The sequence below is a fragment of the uncultured Roseibium sp. genome (assembly GCF_963675095.2).
Taxonomy (GTDB): Bacteria; Pseudomonadota; Alphaproteobacteria; order Rhizobiales; family Stappiaceae; genus Roseibium.
Window position 1 is genome coordinate 78,175 of record NZ_CAXXSJ010000014.1, and the last position, 15,817, is coordinate 93,991.

General features: G+C 59.5%; 12 protein-coding genes and 1 pseudogene. 2 read left to right on the forward strand and 11 right to left on the reverse strand.

Going from position 1 to position 15,817, the window contains the following annotated elements; translation table 11 throughout:
• Positions 1-52: 52 nt before the first annotated feature.
• Complete coding sequence (locus tag ABIN98_RS05520; protein WP_346908125.1) at positions 53-253, reverse strand: cold shock domain-containing protein; 201 nt, start codon at positions 251-253, stop codon at positions 53-55.
• Positions 254-717: 464 nt separating this feature from the next.
• Positions 718-1,176: a YtoQ family protein gene (locus tag ABIN98_RS05525; protein ID WP_346908127.1), complete on the reverse strand. Its 459-nt coding sequence runs from the start codon at positions 1,174-1,176 to the stop codon at positions 718-720.
• A 195-nt stretch (positions 1,177-1,371) separates the two neighbouring features.
• Here ABIN98_RS05525 and ABIN98_RS05530 point away from each other — a divergent pair, with 195 nt between their 5' ends.
• The gene (locus ABIN98_RS05530; RefSeq protein WP_346908128.1) at positions 1,372-2,007 is read left to right on the forward strand and encodes a peroxiredoxin; all 636 of its coding nucleotides are present in this window, start codon (positions 1,372-1,374) and stop codon (positions 2,005-2,007) included.
• 61 nt (positions 2,008-2,068) lie between these two features.
• Here ABIN98_RS05530 and ABIN98_RS05535 read toward each other — a convergent pair whose 3' ends face one another.
• The 5 genes from ABIN98_RS05535 to ABIN98_RS05555 all read right to left on the reverse strand — a co-directional run bounded on the left by ABIN98_RS05535 (position 2,069) and on the right by ABIN98_RS05555 (position 7,458).
• Positions 2,069-3,757, reverse strand: a complete 1,689-nt coding sequence (locus tag ABIN98_RS05535) for a methyl-accepting chemotaxis protein (RefSeq protein ID WP_346908130.1) — start codon at positions 3,755-3,757, stop codon at positions 2,069-2,071.
• 14 nt (positions 3,758-3,771) lie between these two features.
• Entirely contained in the window at positions 3,772-4,386 is a 615-nt protein-coding gene (locus ABIN98_RS05540) for a hypothetical protein (protein ID WP_346908132.1), read from the reverse strand.
• Between the two features lie 422 nt (positions 4,387-4,808).
• Positions 4,809-5,666, reverse strand: a complete 858-nt coding sequence (locus ABIN98_RS05545; RefSeq protein ID WP_346908134.1) for an SDR family oxidoreductase — start codon at positions 5,664-5,666, stop codon at positions 4,809-4,811.
• Between the two features lie 11 nt (positions 5,667-5,677).
• Entirely contained in the window at positions 5,678-6,517 is an 840-nt protein-coding gene (locus ABIN98_RS05550; RefSeq protein ID WP_346908136.1) for an RNA methyltransferase, read from the reverse strand.
• Positions 6,514-7,458 carry a class I SAM-dependent methyltransferase gene (locus ABIN98_RS05555; protein ID WP_394701446.1) on the reverse strand — a complete coding sequence of 315 codons (945 nt, stop codon included), beginning with the start codon at positions 7,456-7,458 and terminating at the stop codon, positions 6,514-6,516. Before ABIN98_RS05555 ends, ABIN98_RS05550 begins: the two co-directional genes overlap by 4 nt.
• 119 nt (positions 7,459-7,577) lie before the next feature.
• On the opposite strand from ABIN98_RS05555, the gene ABIN98_RS05560 reads away from it, so the two are divergent.
• Positions 7,578-8,030 (forward strand): DUF1801 domain-containing protein, encoded by a 453-nt coding sequence (locus ABIN98_RS05560; RefSeq protein ID WP_346908138.1) that lies wholly within the window; start codon positions 7,578-7,580, stop codon positions 8,028-8,030.
• Positions 8,031-8,097: 67 nt separating this feature from the next.
• On the opposite strand, the gene ABIN98_RS05565 is transcribed toward ABIN98_RS05560, so the two are convergent.
• The 4 genes and pseudogenes from ABIN98_RS05565 to ABIN98_RS05580 all read right to left on the reverse strand — a co-directional run bounded on the left by ABIN98_RS05565 (position 8,098) and on the right by ABIN98_RS05580 (position 15,731).
• On the reverse strand, positions 8,098-9,795 hold the full coding sequence (locus ABIN98_RS05565) for a cache domain-containing protein (protein WP_346908140.1): 1,698 nt from the start codon (positions 9,793-9,795) through the stop codon (positions 8,098-8,100).
• Between the two features lie 201 nt (positions 9,796-9,996).
• Positions 9,997-11,694 (reverse strand): cache domain-containing protein, encoded by a 1,698-nt coding sequence (locus ABIN98_RS05570; RefSeq protein WP_346908142.1) that lies wholly within the window; start codon positions 11,692-11,694, stop codon positions 9,997-9,999.
• Positions 11,695-11,953: 259 nt separating this feature from the next.
• Positions 11,954-13,121, reverse strand: a pseudogene (locus ABIN98_RS05575) (IS481 family transposase); the annotation flags it as partial.
• A 174-nt stretch (positions 13,122-13,295) separates the two neighbouring features.
• Positions 13,296-15,731, reverse strand: coding sequence for a methyl-accepting chemotaxis protein (locus ABIN98_RS05580; protein WP_346908144.1), 2,436 nt, complete (start codon positions 15,729-15,731; stop codon positions 13,296-13,298).
• Positions 15,732-15,817: the final 86 nt, after the last annotated feature.

Consider the following 15,817-nt stretch of genomic DNA (forward strand, 5'->3'; position numbering starts at 1 on the left):
AAAATAAAAAAGGGCGGAAAACCGCCCTTCCATTCGGTCTTTTCGACCTGATTTAAAGGATCGTCAGATCCTCGGCCATTGCCTTGCCGCGGCGCCACTCGAGATCGAAGACCACAAGCTGGCCCTCTTCGAGCGTTTCAATGCCGGACCGGCGCAATGCCGAAATGTCGACGAAGATGTCTTCGCCATCCTGGGGTTCGATGGAGCCGATTCCCCGGCCGTTGTCGAACCATTTTACGTTGCCGTGCAACATGACTGTGTACTTTCCAAATTTATATCTACGTCGTCTAAATCGAGGCGTATTACCCCGCGAACACAACGTCTTCATGACAGTTTTGTTTGAAGGTATGGGGCGCTTGTTAAGAAAAGCGTCCAAAACAATTGCTCGCCTGATCTGCAGACTACCGTAGAGATAGTTAATGAATTGTCAGGCAAGGAACGGCAGCGCGTGCTCATAACTGAAATGCATCGCGCTGCACCTTGTACTTCCAAATGGGGTCCCGCGCCGCGAATTCAAGGGGTGCGGGAAATTTCAATATCTTAGGGTCCTGACCCTAGTGTGGTGGATTTGAAATACGCCTCATTTCTTCAGCGGATGCCGGAGCGTATTTCAAATCCGAAAACCACATTAGAAACATATATTTGCTAGTCACCCCTTTGAATCTGAAGTTCGTTCAGAACACGCTGAGAAAAGAGACGAACTTCAGATTCGGGTGACTAGCGGTCCAGTTCGCCCTTGATGACATAGCGGAGCACACTCACCACCTGTTCCGACGTTTCGGTCACCGCAAGCGCTGCCCCGTCGACTTCCTTCAGCGGGTGCGTCAGCGACGGGTCGTGCATGACGATCAGCGATTTTCCGAGCGCAGCCGCATAGCCCGCATCGAAGGCGGCGTTCCACTGCTTGTACTTGTCGCCGAAGCGGACAACGACGATATCCGCCTTCTCGATCAGCGTCCGGGTCCGGATCGCATTCACCTTGGCGCCCTTGTTGTCGTACCAGAATTTATTGTCCTCATGGCCGAGAATGAAGGCGCCGCAGTCGTCGCTGGCGTCATGATCGGTCACAGGCGCGGAAAACGTGACCGGCAGGCCGAGCTTTTCCGTACCGTCGATGATCCGTTCGCGCCAGTCCGTGTGGATTTCTCCGGACAGATATACCGACCATGTCGTCATCGGAAGCTCCCTGAGTTTTTAGGTTCTTGCTGCCGCATCGGCAGATGCGCAGGCAAGCTCGCGCAAGTGGGACATATCTGTCAACCGTATGGGCGGCGGAGTGAGGATAAGCACTTTTAACAGGGTGCGCTTGTGGTAGGTATTGGCCCGGCCCCATGTCCGGGGTTCACGTTTGTCCGAAAAGAGGAAGTGACCATGCCCGCATTGCTGATTGGCGACGAAGCCCCCGATTTTGAAGTCGAGACCACCGATGGTCCGATCCGTTTTCATGATGTGATCGACGGTTCCTGGGCGGTTTTGTTTTCCCATCCCAAGGATTTTACCCCGGTCTGCACCACCGAGCTCGGCATGACCGCCAAGCTGAAGGATGACTTCGCGGCACGCGGGGTGAAGGTCTTCGGTGTGTCCGTGGACCCGATCGAAGATCACCACGCCTGGATCGGCGACATCAAGGATACCCAGGGCGTCGCGCTGAATTTTCCCCTGATCGCCGATCCGGACCGGCAGGTCGCCACCGCCTACGGCATGATCCATCCCAATGCCAGCGACACGCTGACCGTCCGGTCCCTGTTTGTCATCGGTCCGGACAAGAAGATCAAGTTGAAGATCGAGTATCCGGCATCGACCGGCCGGAACTTCGATGAGGTTATCCGGGTGATCGATTCCCTTCAGCTCACCGCAAAGCACCAGGTCGCAACGCCGGCGAACTGGAAGTCCGGCGAAGACGTGATCATCGTCCCGGCCGTCAGCGACGAGGAAGCGAAGGAAAAATTCCCGGGCGGCTGGAAAACCCTGAAGCCGTATCTCAGGATCGTGCCTGAGCCGAAGTAAGGCTGAAAAAAACGCCCGCAGAATCCTGCGGGCGTTTTTAATTCCTGCTTGGTTCGTCAGGTCAGGCGGCTCTCACCTGTTTCAGGAAGTCGTGCATGGCGTCGCGCAGATTTGCCGACTTCCCCTGAAGCTGTTGGACCGCGTCTCGCATTTCGCCGCTCAGTCCGCCGGTTTCGGTCGCCGAGGAGCTGACCTGGGAAATTGACCTGGACACGCTCTGCGTTCCGTCCGCGGCTTCCGTCACGCTGCTTGCGATTTCGCTGGTTGCGACGTTCTGCTGCTCGGTGGCCTCGGCCATGCTTGCCGTCTTTTCGGCAATCGAGCGGACCATCCCGGCGACGCTTTCGGTCGCCGAAATGGATTCGTCGGCAGCCCCGCGCATCTCGGAAATCTGCCGGTCGATTTCTTCCGTGGCTTTCGAGGTCTGTTCGGCCAGCGCCTTCACCTCGGAGGCAACGACCGCGAAGCCCTTGCCGGCATCGCCTGCGCGGGCGGCCTCGATGGTCGCGTTCAGCGCCAGCAGGTTGGTCTGCTCGGCAATGTCGGTGATCAGACTGGTGACATCGCCGATCTTGGCGACCACCTGCTGCAGGGTCGCAACCGCCTGATTGGAGCGCTCCACTTCCGTCGAGGCATCGTCGGCGAGCTGGGACGACGAGCGGACCTGCTCGTAGATTTCCCGGATCGACGCGGAGAGCTCCTCGGTGGCACCGGCAACTGTGTTGACGTTGCTCGTGGCCTGTTCGGCGGCAGCCGAAACAGAAAGCGCCTGCTCCGTGGTTCCGTTCGCGATTTCCGACAGGGTGCCGGCTCTTGAATTGAGACCTTCCAGCGAGGAAATCATCTCTTCGCTGATGGACAGAACGGTTTCTTCGAACTCGCTTGCGACCCGCTCCATCTCGGCGCGTTTTTCGATATCCGCGTTTTCACGCTGCCGTGCCGCGTCTTCTTCCAGTTCCTTGTTCTTGATCAGGTTCATGCGGAAGATCCCAAGGGCGGAGCCCATGGTGCCGATTTCGTCTTTGCGGTCGCCGAAATCGATCTGCTGGTCGGTGTCGCCCTTGGCGAGCGCGTGAACGATCTCGCTGAGCTTTGCCAGTGGGCGGGAAACCAGAGCGTGGTTGAGGAAGCCGATGAGAACCGCGAAGGCAGCCATCAGCAGGGCGCTGCCGATCGCGAACAGCTGAACCTGCTGCAACTGGGAATCCTGGTCGGCCAGCATTTCCTGCCGTTTGTCGTCAAGTTCGGTAAGCAGAGCGTTGTTCGCGTTTTCGATGGCATCCAGCAGGCTCTGCCGGTCCCGGGTCAACTCAAGCGCACGTGCCATGTCGACCGTGCTCGGGTCGCGCATGAAGTTGATCTGCCGGTCGATGAAACCCGTTCGCCATGTCTTCCAGGCCTGGTCGATGTCGGTCAGCTTCTGCTGCATCGAGGCCGGAGCCTGGGCGTCGAACTCCGACTTCATCTTGCCGTACAGGGTATCGATCTGCGAGGTGAGCTCGTCTGCCCGGGTCAACAGGGCACGGTCCCCGGTCGTCAGGAAGGTCTTGTAGGCAAGCGCCTGGTTCAAAATGAGTGCTTCCAGCGCCATGGCATTTTTTGTGGATTGGCTGATGGCCGTGGTCACCTGAACCGAATTCGCGACCGAAGACGACTTGTAAAAGGAGAAGCCGCCGGCGACGGCACCAATCAGCGCCAGGCAGAAAAAGGCCACCGCGCTTTTTTTGGATACGGATAAATTCGCGAACATCTGATCCCTCGGGGTTAGCTGCCGAAACCAGCGCGGCGCTGAAGTTCGGTGAGATTGACTTCGACCGTTGCAGCGCCGATGGCCTTGTCGGTCTCGGTATCCGCAAGGGACAGGTTGATCTGGGCCCGCCAGATTTTGCGGTCCTCATCCCATTCGGGCTCGTCGATAAACACGGCGTCTTTGGCAACCGGGAAGGTCTTCTGGAACTTGGCTTCGTCGCCCTGCCAGTAGTCACTGGTAATCGCGCTCTGGCCGACATTGAGGCCGTTTGCGTCCATGACGAAGATCTCCGTGTAGAGACCCAGGTTCTGAGCCTGTATCCGCAGGAGATAGACGGACAGGGGCGCAGTCAATGTCGCCGAAATCAGCGGCTTGTCGTCAGCTTCCCGTTCCGCGCGCCACTGTTTGTCAAGCGCATCGATCTGCGCCTGAGACAGGGAGCCACGCGAATCGTTCTGAGTATTGATCGAAAGACCGACGATCGGATTGGCCAACCAGTCCCTGACGTTGGAGATGACATCCTGCGTCACGAGGGCTGTCGTGTCAGGCGGCGTCGGCTCCGCGGAATGTGCTGCCGTAAATGTCAGGGGTATCAGGCACAGCCCCACCAGCGACTTTTTCGAAACCATTTTGATCTCCTTCCGAATGAAGGATAAGGTTCCAGTAAAAAATTAATATTGGATCAATAACAATGAAAATCATTCTTAAATTACGTCTATAATCTGCCTTATCGTTCGCTGGTTACATTGAGGAAGGATAGTAGGTATTGGAAAAATTACGTAGTGTTACTTGATTGATTTTTGATAATTGCACAACCGGCAGATGTGTTGGTCGTTTCAGTTCGTTGATGAACCTCCCCTCTGTGGAGGAATGGAGATCCTTCGGGGCTGTTGAGAGCAGTATTAAGCCGGGAGTGGATTGTTTTATGTTTAACAAATATGCAATTGTATAAATATTATGCAGCTTCGGTCTTGGAAGACTCTGCTAGCCTGAGTGATTGCATTCGGCAAGACAGAGTAATCAGGCGCGGTTTGCCGGCCTTCGATTTATATTAAACAGAATTGCGCAGTGCCTGTAGCGCGGTCCGATAGTTCGGGTACCGGAACGCATAATCGAGTTGCTTCTTGACCTGCTGATTCGAGACCCGCTTGTTCTCTCCGTAAAAGGACCGGGCCATGGGGGAGAGATCCGCGCTTTCGAAGGGGATCTCGGGCGGCGGCTCAACGCCGAGCAGTTCGGCGGCGTAAGTGACGACATCCTGGGGTGGGGCCGGTTCGTCGTCGGCGACATTGAAGATTCGGGTGGAGGGGTGCGCCATGGCGGCTTCCAGGACCCCTGCGATATCGGCGACGTGGATCCGGTTGAAGACCTGCCCCGGTTTGATCAGGCGCCGCGCCGTTCCTTTGCGAAAATTCTCAAATGCATTGCGCCCGGGTCCGTAAATGCCGGCGAGACGGAAGATCTGCACCGGCAGCGCGTTTTCTCCGGCAAAAGCCAGCCAGGCGTTTTCGGCCGCGACCCGTTGCACCGACCGTTTGGACACCGGTCTGCACGGCGTGTCTTCATCGACCCATGCACCGCCGTGGTCTCCGTAAACGCCCACGGTCGAAAGGTAGCCGATCCACGCTGGGCGAGCGGCGGCAATATCGTCCGCGTGGGTGTTGAGAACCGGATCGCCGCCTTCGTTAGGACCGATCGAAATCAGAACGTGGCTTGCCTTGGAAAGCGCGTCGGCGACACCGTCTCCCGCTATGGTGCCGTCGAACACAAAGGCGTGGATCCCTTTCGCCGCAAGCGCGGCTGCCTTTTCAGCCGAACGGGTGGTTCCGCCGATCCAGCCGAACCGGTCTTTGACCTTTTCGATGAAGGCTGTTGAGGAATACCCAATCCCGAAAACGAAAAGCCGCATATGAATTCTCTTCAAAGGTCCAGGTGTTTTCGACGGATTTCGTAAAGCGAAATACCGGTGGCGACCGCCAGGTTCAGGCTGTCCGCCTCGCCCACCTGCGGGATCCGGATCAGGGTCGAGCAGGTCGCGGCCATGTCGTCCTCGAGACCTTGCTGTTCATTGCCCATCAAAAGCAGAACGGGTTCCGAATACTCCGGCGTCCGATAATCGACCGAGCCTTTCAGATGGGTGCCGGCGACGGTTCCCGGCCACTTTGCGGCCAACGCCTTGAACTGGTCCTTGGTGAGCCTGGCGAGCGGGACGTGGAAGAGGGATCCCATGGTCGCGCGCACCGCCTCGACTGCGAACGGGTCGGTGCAATCGCCGACCAGCATCACGCCGGACGCTCCCACCGCATCGGCGGTGCGGATGATGGTGCCGAGATTGCCCGGGTCGCGCACCCGGTCGAGCGCCACCCATACGGTTGCCTTGGCGGGATCGATCTGTTCGGCGGTAAGCATTTGCTGCTCATAGACACCGACCACCATCTGCGGATTGTCCTTGCGGGTCATGGCGGCGAGAACCGCCGTGTTGACCTCCAGGATCAGGGCGCCGCGCGCCTTGGCATTGGCGGCCGCTTTCTGAGCAACGGGATTGTCCCGCGCTTCAGGGCCGAGCGCGAGATATCGCACACCCCAGCCCGCGGCCATGGCGTCCGTTGCCAGCTTCAGGCCTTCGGCCACGAACAGACCTGACTGGGTCCGGTGCTTGCGCTGGGCGACCAGCCCCTTGATTTCCTTGATGATCGGATTGGAGTGGCTGGTGATCTGCTTCACCGCTCCGGCCCGCTGGGGCTTTTCGTTCTGGCTCATCGGCTGCTCCATCTGGAAAACAGCGACGTGGACAGCGCCCGCTTGCCGTCCTCTTCGCGAATGACCAGTTCACCGGATTCCAGCAGGCCGCCCTGCTTGTCCAGCGTTTCGGCCATCAGCTCGTGAATGGCGAGAAAGCTGGAGCGGATCGCATAGGCGGTCAGGATCATGAACAGCGCGTCTCTGGACAGAAGCTGGCGCAGGTTGTCGAGCATTTCCGGCAGGCTGGTGTAGATGTCCCAGACCTCGCCCTTGGGCCCTCGGCCATATTTCGGCGGATCGAGAATGATGCCGTCATAGGTGTTGCCCCGCCGGACTTCCCGGGCGACGAATTTCGATGCGTCCTCGCAAATCCAGCGGATCGGCAGATCTTCCAGACCGGACAGGGCCTGGTTCTCCCGGGCATAGCCGATCGCCTTCTTGGACGCATCCACATGGGTGACCTGCGCGCCTTCGGTGGCAGGCAGCAGCGAGGCGAGCCCGGTGTAGCCGAACAGGTTCAGGATCTTCAGCGGCCGGTCTGGGCTTTTCGTCCGTTCCGCGCGGACCTTGCCATTGACCCAGTCCCAGTGCGCGGCCTGTTCGGGAAAGACGCCGACATGGCGGAACGACATGAACCGGCCGATATATTTCACTGGGCCGTAGGCCATCTCCCAGGTCTCGGGCACGTTGCCGGTGAATTTCCAGCGACCCGGTCCTTCTTCCTCCGTGTCACCGGAAAAGACGGCGTTCGCCCGATCCCAGACGGAGGATTTCTGACGGCGGCGCCCCATTGCCTGGGGCTCGGGCCGGACGATGGAAAATCGGCCGTACCTCTCCAGTTTTTGTCCCTCTCCCATGTCGAGCAGGCAATAATCCTTCCAGCCCCGGTTCTCCAGGATGACCGGCCACTTCTGGACGGGGGGCTGCCCGTGGGGGGCGAAGTCGGATTTTGTCGGAATGTCCGGCAAGGTTGTCTCTCAATGGTTTGACGGGTCGGTTTCAACAGGCATTATTCCGGCAGAACGCCGGGGTCAATCGCAACGCTCCGATTTGGGCGCGGCGATGAGGGGAAGATCGAATGGGAAAAGAGGCGAGGATGGGCACCATGGCGACCGCGCGATTGCCCGATCCGGCTCCGCCCGTCGCGGCCTATCTGGCGGAGTGTCCGCCCTTCATTCAGGAGGGCCTGCTCGGTCTTCGGGCGCTGGTCTATCAGGTGGCAGCCGAAGATCAACGGATCGGCCCGTTGCAGGAAACCCTGAAATGGGGCGAACCGTCCTATCTGACCGAAGCGACCCGGTCCGGCACCACGTTGCGGCTGGCAGTCAAGAAGGCACTGCCTGAAACCTATGGCCTGTTTTTCAATTGCCGGACCCGCATTGCGGAACGGATCACGGATCTCTATCCGAACACCTTCACGCTCGACGGCACGCGCGGCCTTCTGTTTTCCGCGGACCGGAAGCTCCCGACCGAAGAGGTGAAAGCCTGCATTTCGCTGGTCCTGACCTATCGGCTTGGTGGTCTGTTCTAGCCTCGGGAGCGGATACGAAAAAGGGCGGCCGATGCGGCCGCCCTTGGCGTTTTTCTGGGTTGCCGGATCAGGCGGCGGCCACTTCGTTCAGGAAGCGGTCCACTTCCTCCTTCAGATGTGCCGTCTTGGAGCCGAGTTCGCTGGAAGCCGAAACAACCAGATCGGAGGACTTGGCCGTTTCGTCCACGGCCTGCGACAGCTCGCTGATGTTGCCGGTCACGATATTCGTTCCCTGGGCCGCCAACTGGACGTTCTGGGAAATCTCCTCGGTCGCAGCTCCCTGCTGCTCCACCGCCGAGGCGATCGCACCGGTGTAGGTGTTCACTTCCTGCATCGTTTCCGTGATCGAGGCAATGGCATCGACGGCTTCCTTGGTCGCCGACTGGATGGCGGAAATCTGGCCTGAGATTTCTTCCGTAGCCTTGGAGGTCTGGGTTGCGAGTTCCTTGACCTCCGCCGCGACCACCGCAAAGCCCTTGCCGGCTTCGCCTGCGCGGGCTGCCTCGATGGTGGCGTTGAGCGCGAGCAGGTTGGTCTGTTCCGCGATGGCCTGGATCAGGGTCACGACCTCGCCGATCTTGGCGGCGGAAATGGCCAGGCTTTCCACCTTCTCGTTGGTGACGCGAGTGTTTTCGGTGGCCTGATTGACCACACCCGTGGTGCGGGACACCTGGGACTGGATCTCGCCGATGGAAGCGGCCAGTTCTTCGGCCGCCGACGCCACGGTGTTGACATTGCGCGTTGCCTCGTCCGAGGCGCCGAGCGTTTCGCTCGCACGGCCGGAGCTGGTGCGCGCGATTTCCGTCAGCTTGTGGGCGGTGTCGTCAAGGGTCGCCGAGGTTTCGCCGACGGACGAGATGACGTCCGAGGCAGTCGCCCGGAAGGCGGCGATCAGTTCGTCGACCCGTTGCTGGCGGACCAGCCGGGCTTCCGCCTCGCCGGCACTTTCGTTTTCAAGCCGCAGCCGTTCGATAGCGTTGTCCTTGAACACCTGGACGGTTCGGCTCATGTCGCCGATTTCGTCGCTTCGGTCGGTGCCGGGAACGTCTACGTCGTGCTGGCCGTTCGCGAGGCCGAGCATGGCGGTCTGCAGTTTGCCAAGGGGACGGGTGATGGAGCGCACCACCATGAAGGCGGCGCCGGCGATCACCGCCAGCAGCGCCAGGTCGAGCGCCAGGCGGTAGATGAACTGGTTCCAGAAGACAGCGGACAGGTCGTCCACATAAACCCCGGTCATCGCGAACAGGTTCCAGGGCTTGAATGCCTCGACGTAGGAAATCTTGTCGACGGGCTCGTCACTCCCTGCACGGGGCCAGACATAATCGACGTAACCGGAGCCTTGGCTCTTTGCCAGGTCACCCAATTCCTTGACGAAGAATTTGCCGTTCCCGTCCTTCAGGGCGAGGATGTCGGCGCCGACCAGGGACGGCTTGCCGGCATGCATCAGGACCGAATACTTGTCGTCCAAGCCTTGAATGACGAAGTAGTTATTGTCGCCGTAGCGCATCGACTGGATGATGCCGAAGGCGCGCTTCTGGGCGTCTTCCAAAGACATCTTGCCTTCTGAGACCAGTTTCTGGTGATCCTCCATGACGGATATCGCTGCGTCGGTCAGATGCTGCAACTCGGCGAACTTCTGTTCCTTAAGGCTTGAATACTGCGTCCAGGATTCAACGGCCATGATGGCGGCAAGACCGAACGCAAACAGGGCAAGCAGGCCAAACAGGCGATGGCCGATCGACAGCTTGGAAAAAACGGTGGGCATCTTGATACTCCAGCGGCAACAACTACGAGCATGTATCGGCTTCCAACCGTTAAAATTGACATAACCGGAAGCTGGTTGATTCGAAATAATCTTTAAAATTGAATAGCTTACGTTACGGAAAGTTCTCAAATCGAGGCGATCGCAACAAAAAAGGGCGGCCCGCAAGCCGCCCTTTTCAATTAGGTATCGGACCGGTCGGTGTCAGGCCGCCGCAACCTCACTCAGGAAGCGATCGACTTCCTGCTTGAGCAAGGCGGTCTTGGAACCGAGTTCGGCGGAGGCGGACACAACCAGGTCCGCGGACTTCGTGGTGTCGTCCACTGCCTGGGACAGCTCGCCGATATTCGCCGTCACGATGTTGGTCCCCTGGGCGGCCAACTGGACGTTCTGGGAAATCTCCGTCGTGGCGGCCCCTTGCTGCTCGACGGCGGTCGCGATGGCACCGGTGTAGGTGTTCACCTCCTGCATCGTCTCGGTGATCGAGCCGATCGCCTCCACGGATTCCCGAGTGGCGGACTGGATCGCCGCGATCTGGCTGGAAATTTCTTCGGTTGCCTTGGACGTCTGGGTTGCGAGTTCCTTGACCTCGGCGGCAACGACCGCGAAGCCCTTGCCGGCTTCGCCGGCCCGGGCCGCCTCGATGGTGGCGTTCAGGGCCAGGAGGTTGGTCTGTTCCGCAATTGCCTGGATCAGGGTGACGACTTCGCCGATCTTTGCAGCCGAAGCGGCGAGGCTCTCCACCTTCTCGTTGGTGACGCGGGTTCCTTCAGTCGCCTGGTTGACCACGTCGGTCGTCCGGGCCACCTGCGAACTGATCTCGCCGATGGAGGCGGCGAGTTCCTCTGCCGCGGAGGCGACCGTGTTCACGTTGCGGGTCGCTTCGTCTGAGGCACCGAGGGTTTCAGATGCCCGGCCGGAGCTGGCGCGCGCGATTTCGGTCAGCTTGTGGGCCGTATCGTCGAGGGCGGACGATGTCTCCCCGACCGAGGTGATGACATCCGATGCGGTTGCCCGGAAGGCGGCGATCAGTTCATCGACCCGCTGTTGGCGGACCAGGCGGGCTTCCGCCTCGCTTGCGCTTTCGTTCTCGAGGCGCAGCCGTTCGATGGCGTTGTCCTTGAACACCTGGACGGTACGGCTCATGTCGCCGATTTCGTCGCCGCGCGCGGTGCCGGGGACATGTACGTCATGCTGGCCGTTCGCAAGACCGAGCATGGCGTCCTGCAGGCCACGGATGGGCCGGGTAATGCTGCGCACCACGAGGAAGGCCGCCCCGGCGACAATCGCTAGAAGAGCAGTGTCCAGCACCAGCCGGTTGACAAATTCACTCCAGAAGATCTTCGAAAGGTCGTCGATGTAGACGCCTGTCAAAACCAGGACGCCCCAGGGCTTGAAGGCCTGAAAATAGGCGGTTTTGGCGGAAGACTCCTCGGCGCCGGGCTTGGGCCATGTGTAGTCCATATAGCCACTGCCATCCTTCTCGGCGATGTCGTTCATCATCCGGATGAACGGCTTGCCGTTCGTATCCTCTGCCTTGCTCTGATCTTTGCCTTCAAGAGCCGGCTTGATGGGATGCATAACCAGATGATAGTCACCGCCCAGGGTCTGGACGGCGAAGTAATCACCGTTGCCGTATCTCATGTGGCGGAGGGTGTTGTAACCTTGCGCTTTCGCCTCATCGAGGGTCAATTCACCCTTTTCGACCTGGGCTTGATAATCCGCCAGTATGCTGATGGCGGATTCGGTCAGGCTCCGCAGTTCTGCGAGCTTTTGGCTTTTCAGGCTCTTGTACTGGTTCCAGGATTCCACTCCCATCAGGGTAGCGAGACCGAGGGCAAAAATGAGGACCAGACCGAACAGACGGTGGCCGATTGAAAATTTGGACAGGATATTTGGCATTCAGGAAAACTCCGCCGCGATTCGTTGGATCGAATATCTTCAGCGTGAGTTAAACAAAGTATAAAACACGATTTTTTCAGGGTGTTATGTAGTTTGCGCGATTTTTATTGTCATAAATGCCAATGGAAAAGCGGCGAATTTATTGTGCGGTGCAACTTTTGATTTGCATGCGCAGCATGGCGCCTCAAACCGATTCGCGTGACCGGGCGGGATCGCTCAGCGAGAAGCTGACGTCTGATCCCCGACTTGATGTACAGACCGGGGACATGGCTGACAGGTGTTCGGGGACATGGTTGACACATTTATATCGCGTTGAGGTCGATTTGTGCGACCTTGTTGGCGCCGAAATAGATGCCGTATTTTCCCGGGTGAGAAGTTGGGCGAATAGCCAGGCTGTGTCCCCTGAATGCTTTCGGCACAGACCAGAGGCGTCCTTTGTAGCTGATTTGGGCCTTGGTTCTGGGGACCTTGCGGGTGATGGTGCTGTTTTCATAGATCATCTCCGGCAAGGTCTTTGACCAACTGCGCAGCGACGGACGGTAGCGGCTCGCGGGAACCTTGTCAGACAGGGCTTCATGCGGGCGATGATGGTTGTAAACCAGCCGCCAGCGGTCGAAGGCCTGCTGGAGCTGCTCCTGGCTACGGTAGCAGCGCAAGGCCAGCACCTCTTCGTTCAAGGTTCGGTTGAAGCGTTCATTCTTGCCCTTGGTTTGCGGATGGAATGGCCGGGCGTAGATCACATTCACGCCCAACCTGGCCAGCCAGACCCGTAACGGTGTCCAATGACTGTCCCGATAACTGGAACCCCAGGGGGCGCCATTGTCGACCAGAAATGCATCCGGCAGGCCATAGAGGCTAAAGCTGCGCTCCAGATGGGTCTGGACGGTATGTGTGCGCTGATCCGGACAAGCCGCCAGGCACACCGCGAAGCGGGAATGGTCGTCGACAACCGTTAGCGGATGGCACTCCTGTGCATTGCCCAGACGGACCCGACCCTTGAAGTCCATCTGCCACATACGGTTGGCCTCCTCTTCTTCAAAACGCTGCCAGTCTGTCCCGCTCCTGTCCCGGGGCCGGATACAATCATGGCGACGCAAGACCGCATGGATGGTCGATACCGCTGGAGTGTTGTCGTCGGTGCGTGAAAGCACCGCCGCGATCTTGCGCGCACCCCAAGCCGGATGGGCCGTGCGCACCGACAGGATTGCTTCTTCCAACGCGGGGCAAAGCTGCTGCGGACTCGATCGCGGCCGGCGGCTGCGGTCCTCAAGCACATCTCCCGCTTCAAACCGGCGCAGCCACTTGTAGCCGGTCTGAGGGCTGATCCCGAACCGGCGGCAAAGCTCACGCCGGTTCACGCCTTCAAGCCTCGCGAGCCGGACGAACTCTTCTCGCTGTTCCATGATCGACATCTCCTGCCACGGCATGCCCGCCTCCTTCGACGTAAGTCATGCCAAATGTGTCAACCATGTCCCCGAACACCTGTCAGCCATGTCCCCGGTTTAAACACCTGAGCGGGTGGGGCAGGCGGAGCATAAGCAACAGCGGCTTGCGGCTGGGAGCCGGAGGCCGCTGTTCGAAGCGATTTCCGTCGTTGGCGATCAGGCTGCCGCTACGCCGGCCAGGAACTGATCGACTTCCTGCTTGAGCCGGTCGGTCTTTGCGTTGAGCTCACCGGATGCCGACAGAACCAGATCAGCGGAGGAGGATGTGTGATCGACGGCCTGGGAGAGCTGTGACATCGCGGAAGAGACCGACTGGGTGCCTTCCGCCGCACGCTGGACGTTCTGCGAGATCTCCGTCGTTGCGGCGCCCTGCTGCTCGACGGCGGCGGCAATGGTCGACGTATAATTGTTGACCTCTTCCATGATTTCGGTGATCTCGCCGATGGCCTGGACCGACTCTTCCGTCGCGCCCTGAATGGCGCTGATCTGCTGGCTGATTTCCTCCGTCGCCTTGGACGTCTGGGTGGCCAGTTCCTTGACCTCGGCCGCGACAACTGCGAAGCCCTTGCCCGCTTCGCCGGCCCGTGCCGCCTCGATGGTGGCATTCAGGGCCAGGAGGTTGGTCTGTTCGGCGATTGCCTGGATCAGGGTGACGACTTCACCGATCTTGGCCGCCGATGCGGCAAGTCCTTCGACCTTCTCGTTGGTCTTCTGGGTGCCAAGGGTCGCCCGCCCGACGACTTCCGTCGTCTGGGAAACCTGGCGGGAGATCTCGCCGATGGAAGCAGCCAGTTCCTCCGCCGCGCTCGCAACGGTCTGTGCGTTGCGGGTCGCCTCATCGGAGGATTCGAGCGTCTCGGTGGCGTGGTTGGAGCTTTCGCGCGCGATTTCCGTCAGAGCGTTCGCGGTCTTGTCCAGCCCATCGGCCGTCTGGCCGACCGAGCCGATGACATCTTCTGCCGTTGCGCGGAAGGAAGCGATCAGGCTGTCGATCCGCTCCTGGCGCTGCAGGCGCGCCTGCTCGTCCCTGGCGCTTTCGTCCTGGAGCCGCGCCCGTTCCAGCGCGTTGTCGCGGAAGACCTGGACGGTCCGGCTCATGTCGCCGATCTCATCGCCCCGGTCCAGGCCGTTTATGACGACGTCATTGTTGCCGTTTGCAAGGGTGGACATGACCGATGTGATCTCGCGGATCGGACGCGTGATGACGAGATTGAGTACGAAGGCAAGGGCGAACCCAGCGGCGATGGCCAGCAAGATCGTGATGCCGATTGTCGTCAACGCCGTCCAGCCGGCATCGCGGGCGCCGTGGGACTGGGAGGACGTAAGCGAGGCGATTTGCTGATTGACCCGGATCGTCAGCTCGTCGAGCTGTCCCCGCCGCGTCTTCAGGTCCGCTTTCGTCGAAACCATCTCCTTGAACGCTCTGTCGAAGGTCACGATTGCTTCGGCGATTTCCCCGGTCACTTCCTTGACCGCCGGGAGAAACTGCGACGAAGCGGACATGGCTTCTTCCAGCGCAACCAGCTGGCCGACCTCATCCTCGACCGGCTTCGTGTCCGTCGCGCCGAAGCCGCCGAATAGTTTGAGGATGTCGGCCCGGGCTTGCAGTGCCAGCTCGTCGAGCTTGGTGGCTTCTTCCTTGATGACCCGAATGCTCTCAAGTTTCATCGCATTCGACTGGGCCACGGTCTTTGCGTTCGAGACCGCCGGCAGAAGCTGGAAACGGATTTCACGCGCGATGCTGATAATCTTTTCGATCGCGGTGCCTGCGGCTTCCTTGACCGTGAAGGCTTCGCCGAAGCCGAGGTCGCCCGACATCTTTGTCAGGTTTTCCTTGAGCGTGTTGGCTTCCTTGGCCAGGAGGTCGAAGTTGTCGGAAGAAATGCCTGCGAATTGCAGGCTTGTCAGGGCCGCTGCTTCGGAGGCGATGCTTTCCGTCGACTGCAGGGATTCCTCCAGCTGCGATCCGGACAGGTTCCCGCTTGCTTTCAGATAGGTCAGCTGAATGGCAAAGGCCTGCTCCTGCAGGGCAAAGACCCGGCGGGCCAGCTCGTTTGCCGTTTCCAGGTCCTTGTTGGCATTGACGACTTCCGCCCTGATGTCTTTTTCCGTCTTCAACACGGTCTCGTTGATGCGGTCGGCCTGGCCGGCAAGAGCATCCGTCGCCTGGATCAGGGTGGCGAGGCGCATCGATTGCTGGTCTGTCAGACTGACCACTTCATCAAACGTGGAGGAGAATTCCGAGACAGCGGACGCGGCATCTGCAACCTGGTTGCCGGCTTCGCCTTCACTGGAGGCGGTTTCCCGCAACTGGTCCAAAGCAGCAGTCAGCTGCTTGATTTCCTGCCGGGTGTCTTCCGCTGCTTCCGCGCTGGCATTCGTCAGAAAGGCCTCTCGCTTGAGGGAGGTCGCCTGCATCCGGCTGGACACCTGGGCCGCCTGATCGGCAACTTCGAAGCGTGACGACAGGTTCAGGATCGCGAAAAAGCCGACCGCACCCACGATGGCGGTCAGGACAAGGATGGCGCCGAAACCGCCGCTGACCTTGTAGCCGAAACGCAGATCTACCAACCACTTGAAGAATTGTTTCATAGTGTCCCCCAACAAGCAATTCCAAGAATTGCCGTATGTTTTGGGAGAAACTGTCGTTGAGATAGGTGAAAAATATGTAAATCAAA

Bases quoted from the DNA above. Each gene is read 5' to 3' on its own strand.
- ABIN98_RS05520 (WP_346908125.1), bottom strand. From the start codon at position 253: ATGTTGCACGGCAACGTAAAATGGTTCGACAACGGCCGGGGAATCGGC.
- ABIN98_RS05525 (WP_346908127.1), bottom strand. From the start codon at position 1,176: ATGACGACATGGTCGGTATATCTGTCCGGAGAAATCCACACGGACTGG.
- ABIN98_RS05530 (WP_346908128.1), top strand. From the start codon at position 1,372: ATGCCCGCATTGCTGATTGGCGACGAAGCCCCCGATTTTGAAGTCGAG.
- ABIN98_RS05535 (WP_346908130.1), bottom strand. From the start codon at position 3,757: ATGTTCGCGAATTTATCCGTATCCAAAAAAAGCGCGGTGGCCTTTTTC.
- ABIN98_RS05540 (WP_346908132.1), bottom strand. From the start codon at position 4,386: ATGGTTTCGAAAAAGTCGCTGGTGGGGCTGTGCCTGATACCCCTGACA.
- ABIN98_RS05545 (WP_346908134.1), bottom strand. From the start codon at position 5,666: ATGCGGCTTTTCGTTTTCGGGATTGGGTATTCCTCAACAGCCTTCATC.
- ABIN98_RS05550 (WP_346908136.1), bottom strand. From the start codon at position 6,517: ATGAGCCAGAACGAAAAGCCCCAGCGGGCCGGAGCGGTGAAGCAGATC.
- ABIN98_RS05560 (WP_346908138.1), top strand. From the start codon at position 7,578: ATGGGAAAAGAGGCGAGGATGGGCACCATGGCGACCGCGCGATTGCCC.
- ABIN98_RS05565 (WP_346908140.1), bottom strand. From the start codon at position 9,795: ATGCCCACCGTTTTTTCCAAGCTGTCGATCGGCCATCGCCTGTTTGGC.
- ABIN98_RS05570 (WP_346908142.1), bottom strand. From the start codon at position 11,694: ATGCCAAATATCCTGTCCAAATTTTCAATCGGCCACCGTCTGTTCGGT.
- ABIN98_RS05580 (WP_346908144.1), bottom strand. From the start codon at position 15,731: ATGAAACAATTCTTCAAGTGGTTGGTAGATCTGCGTTTCGGCTACAAG.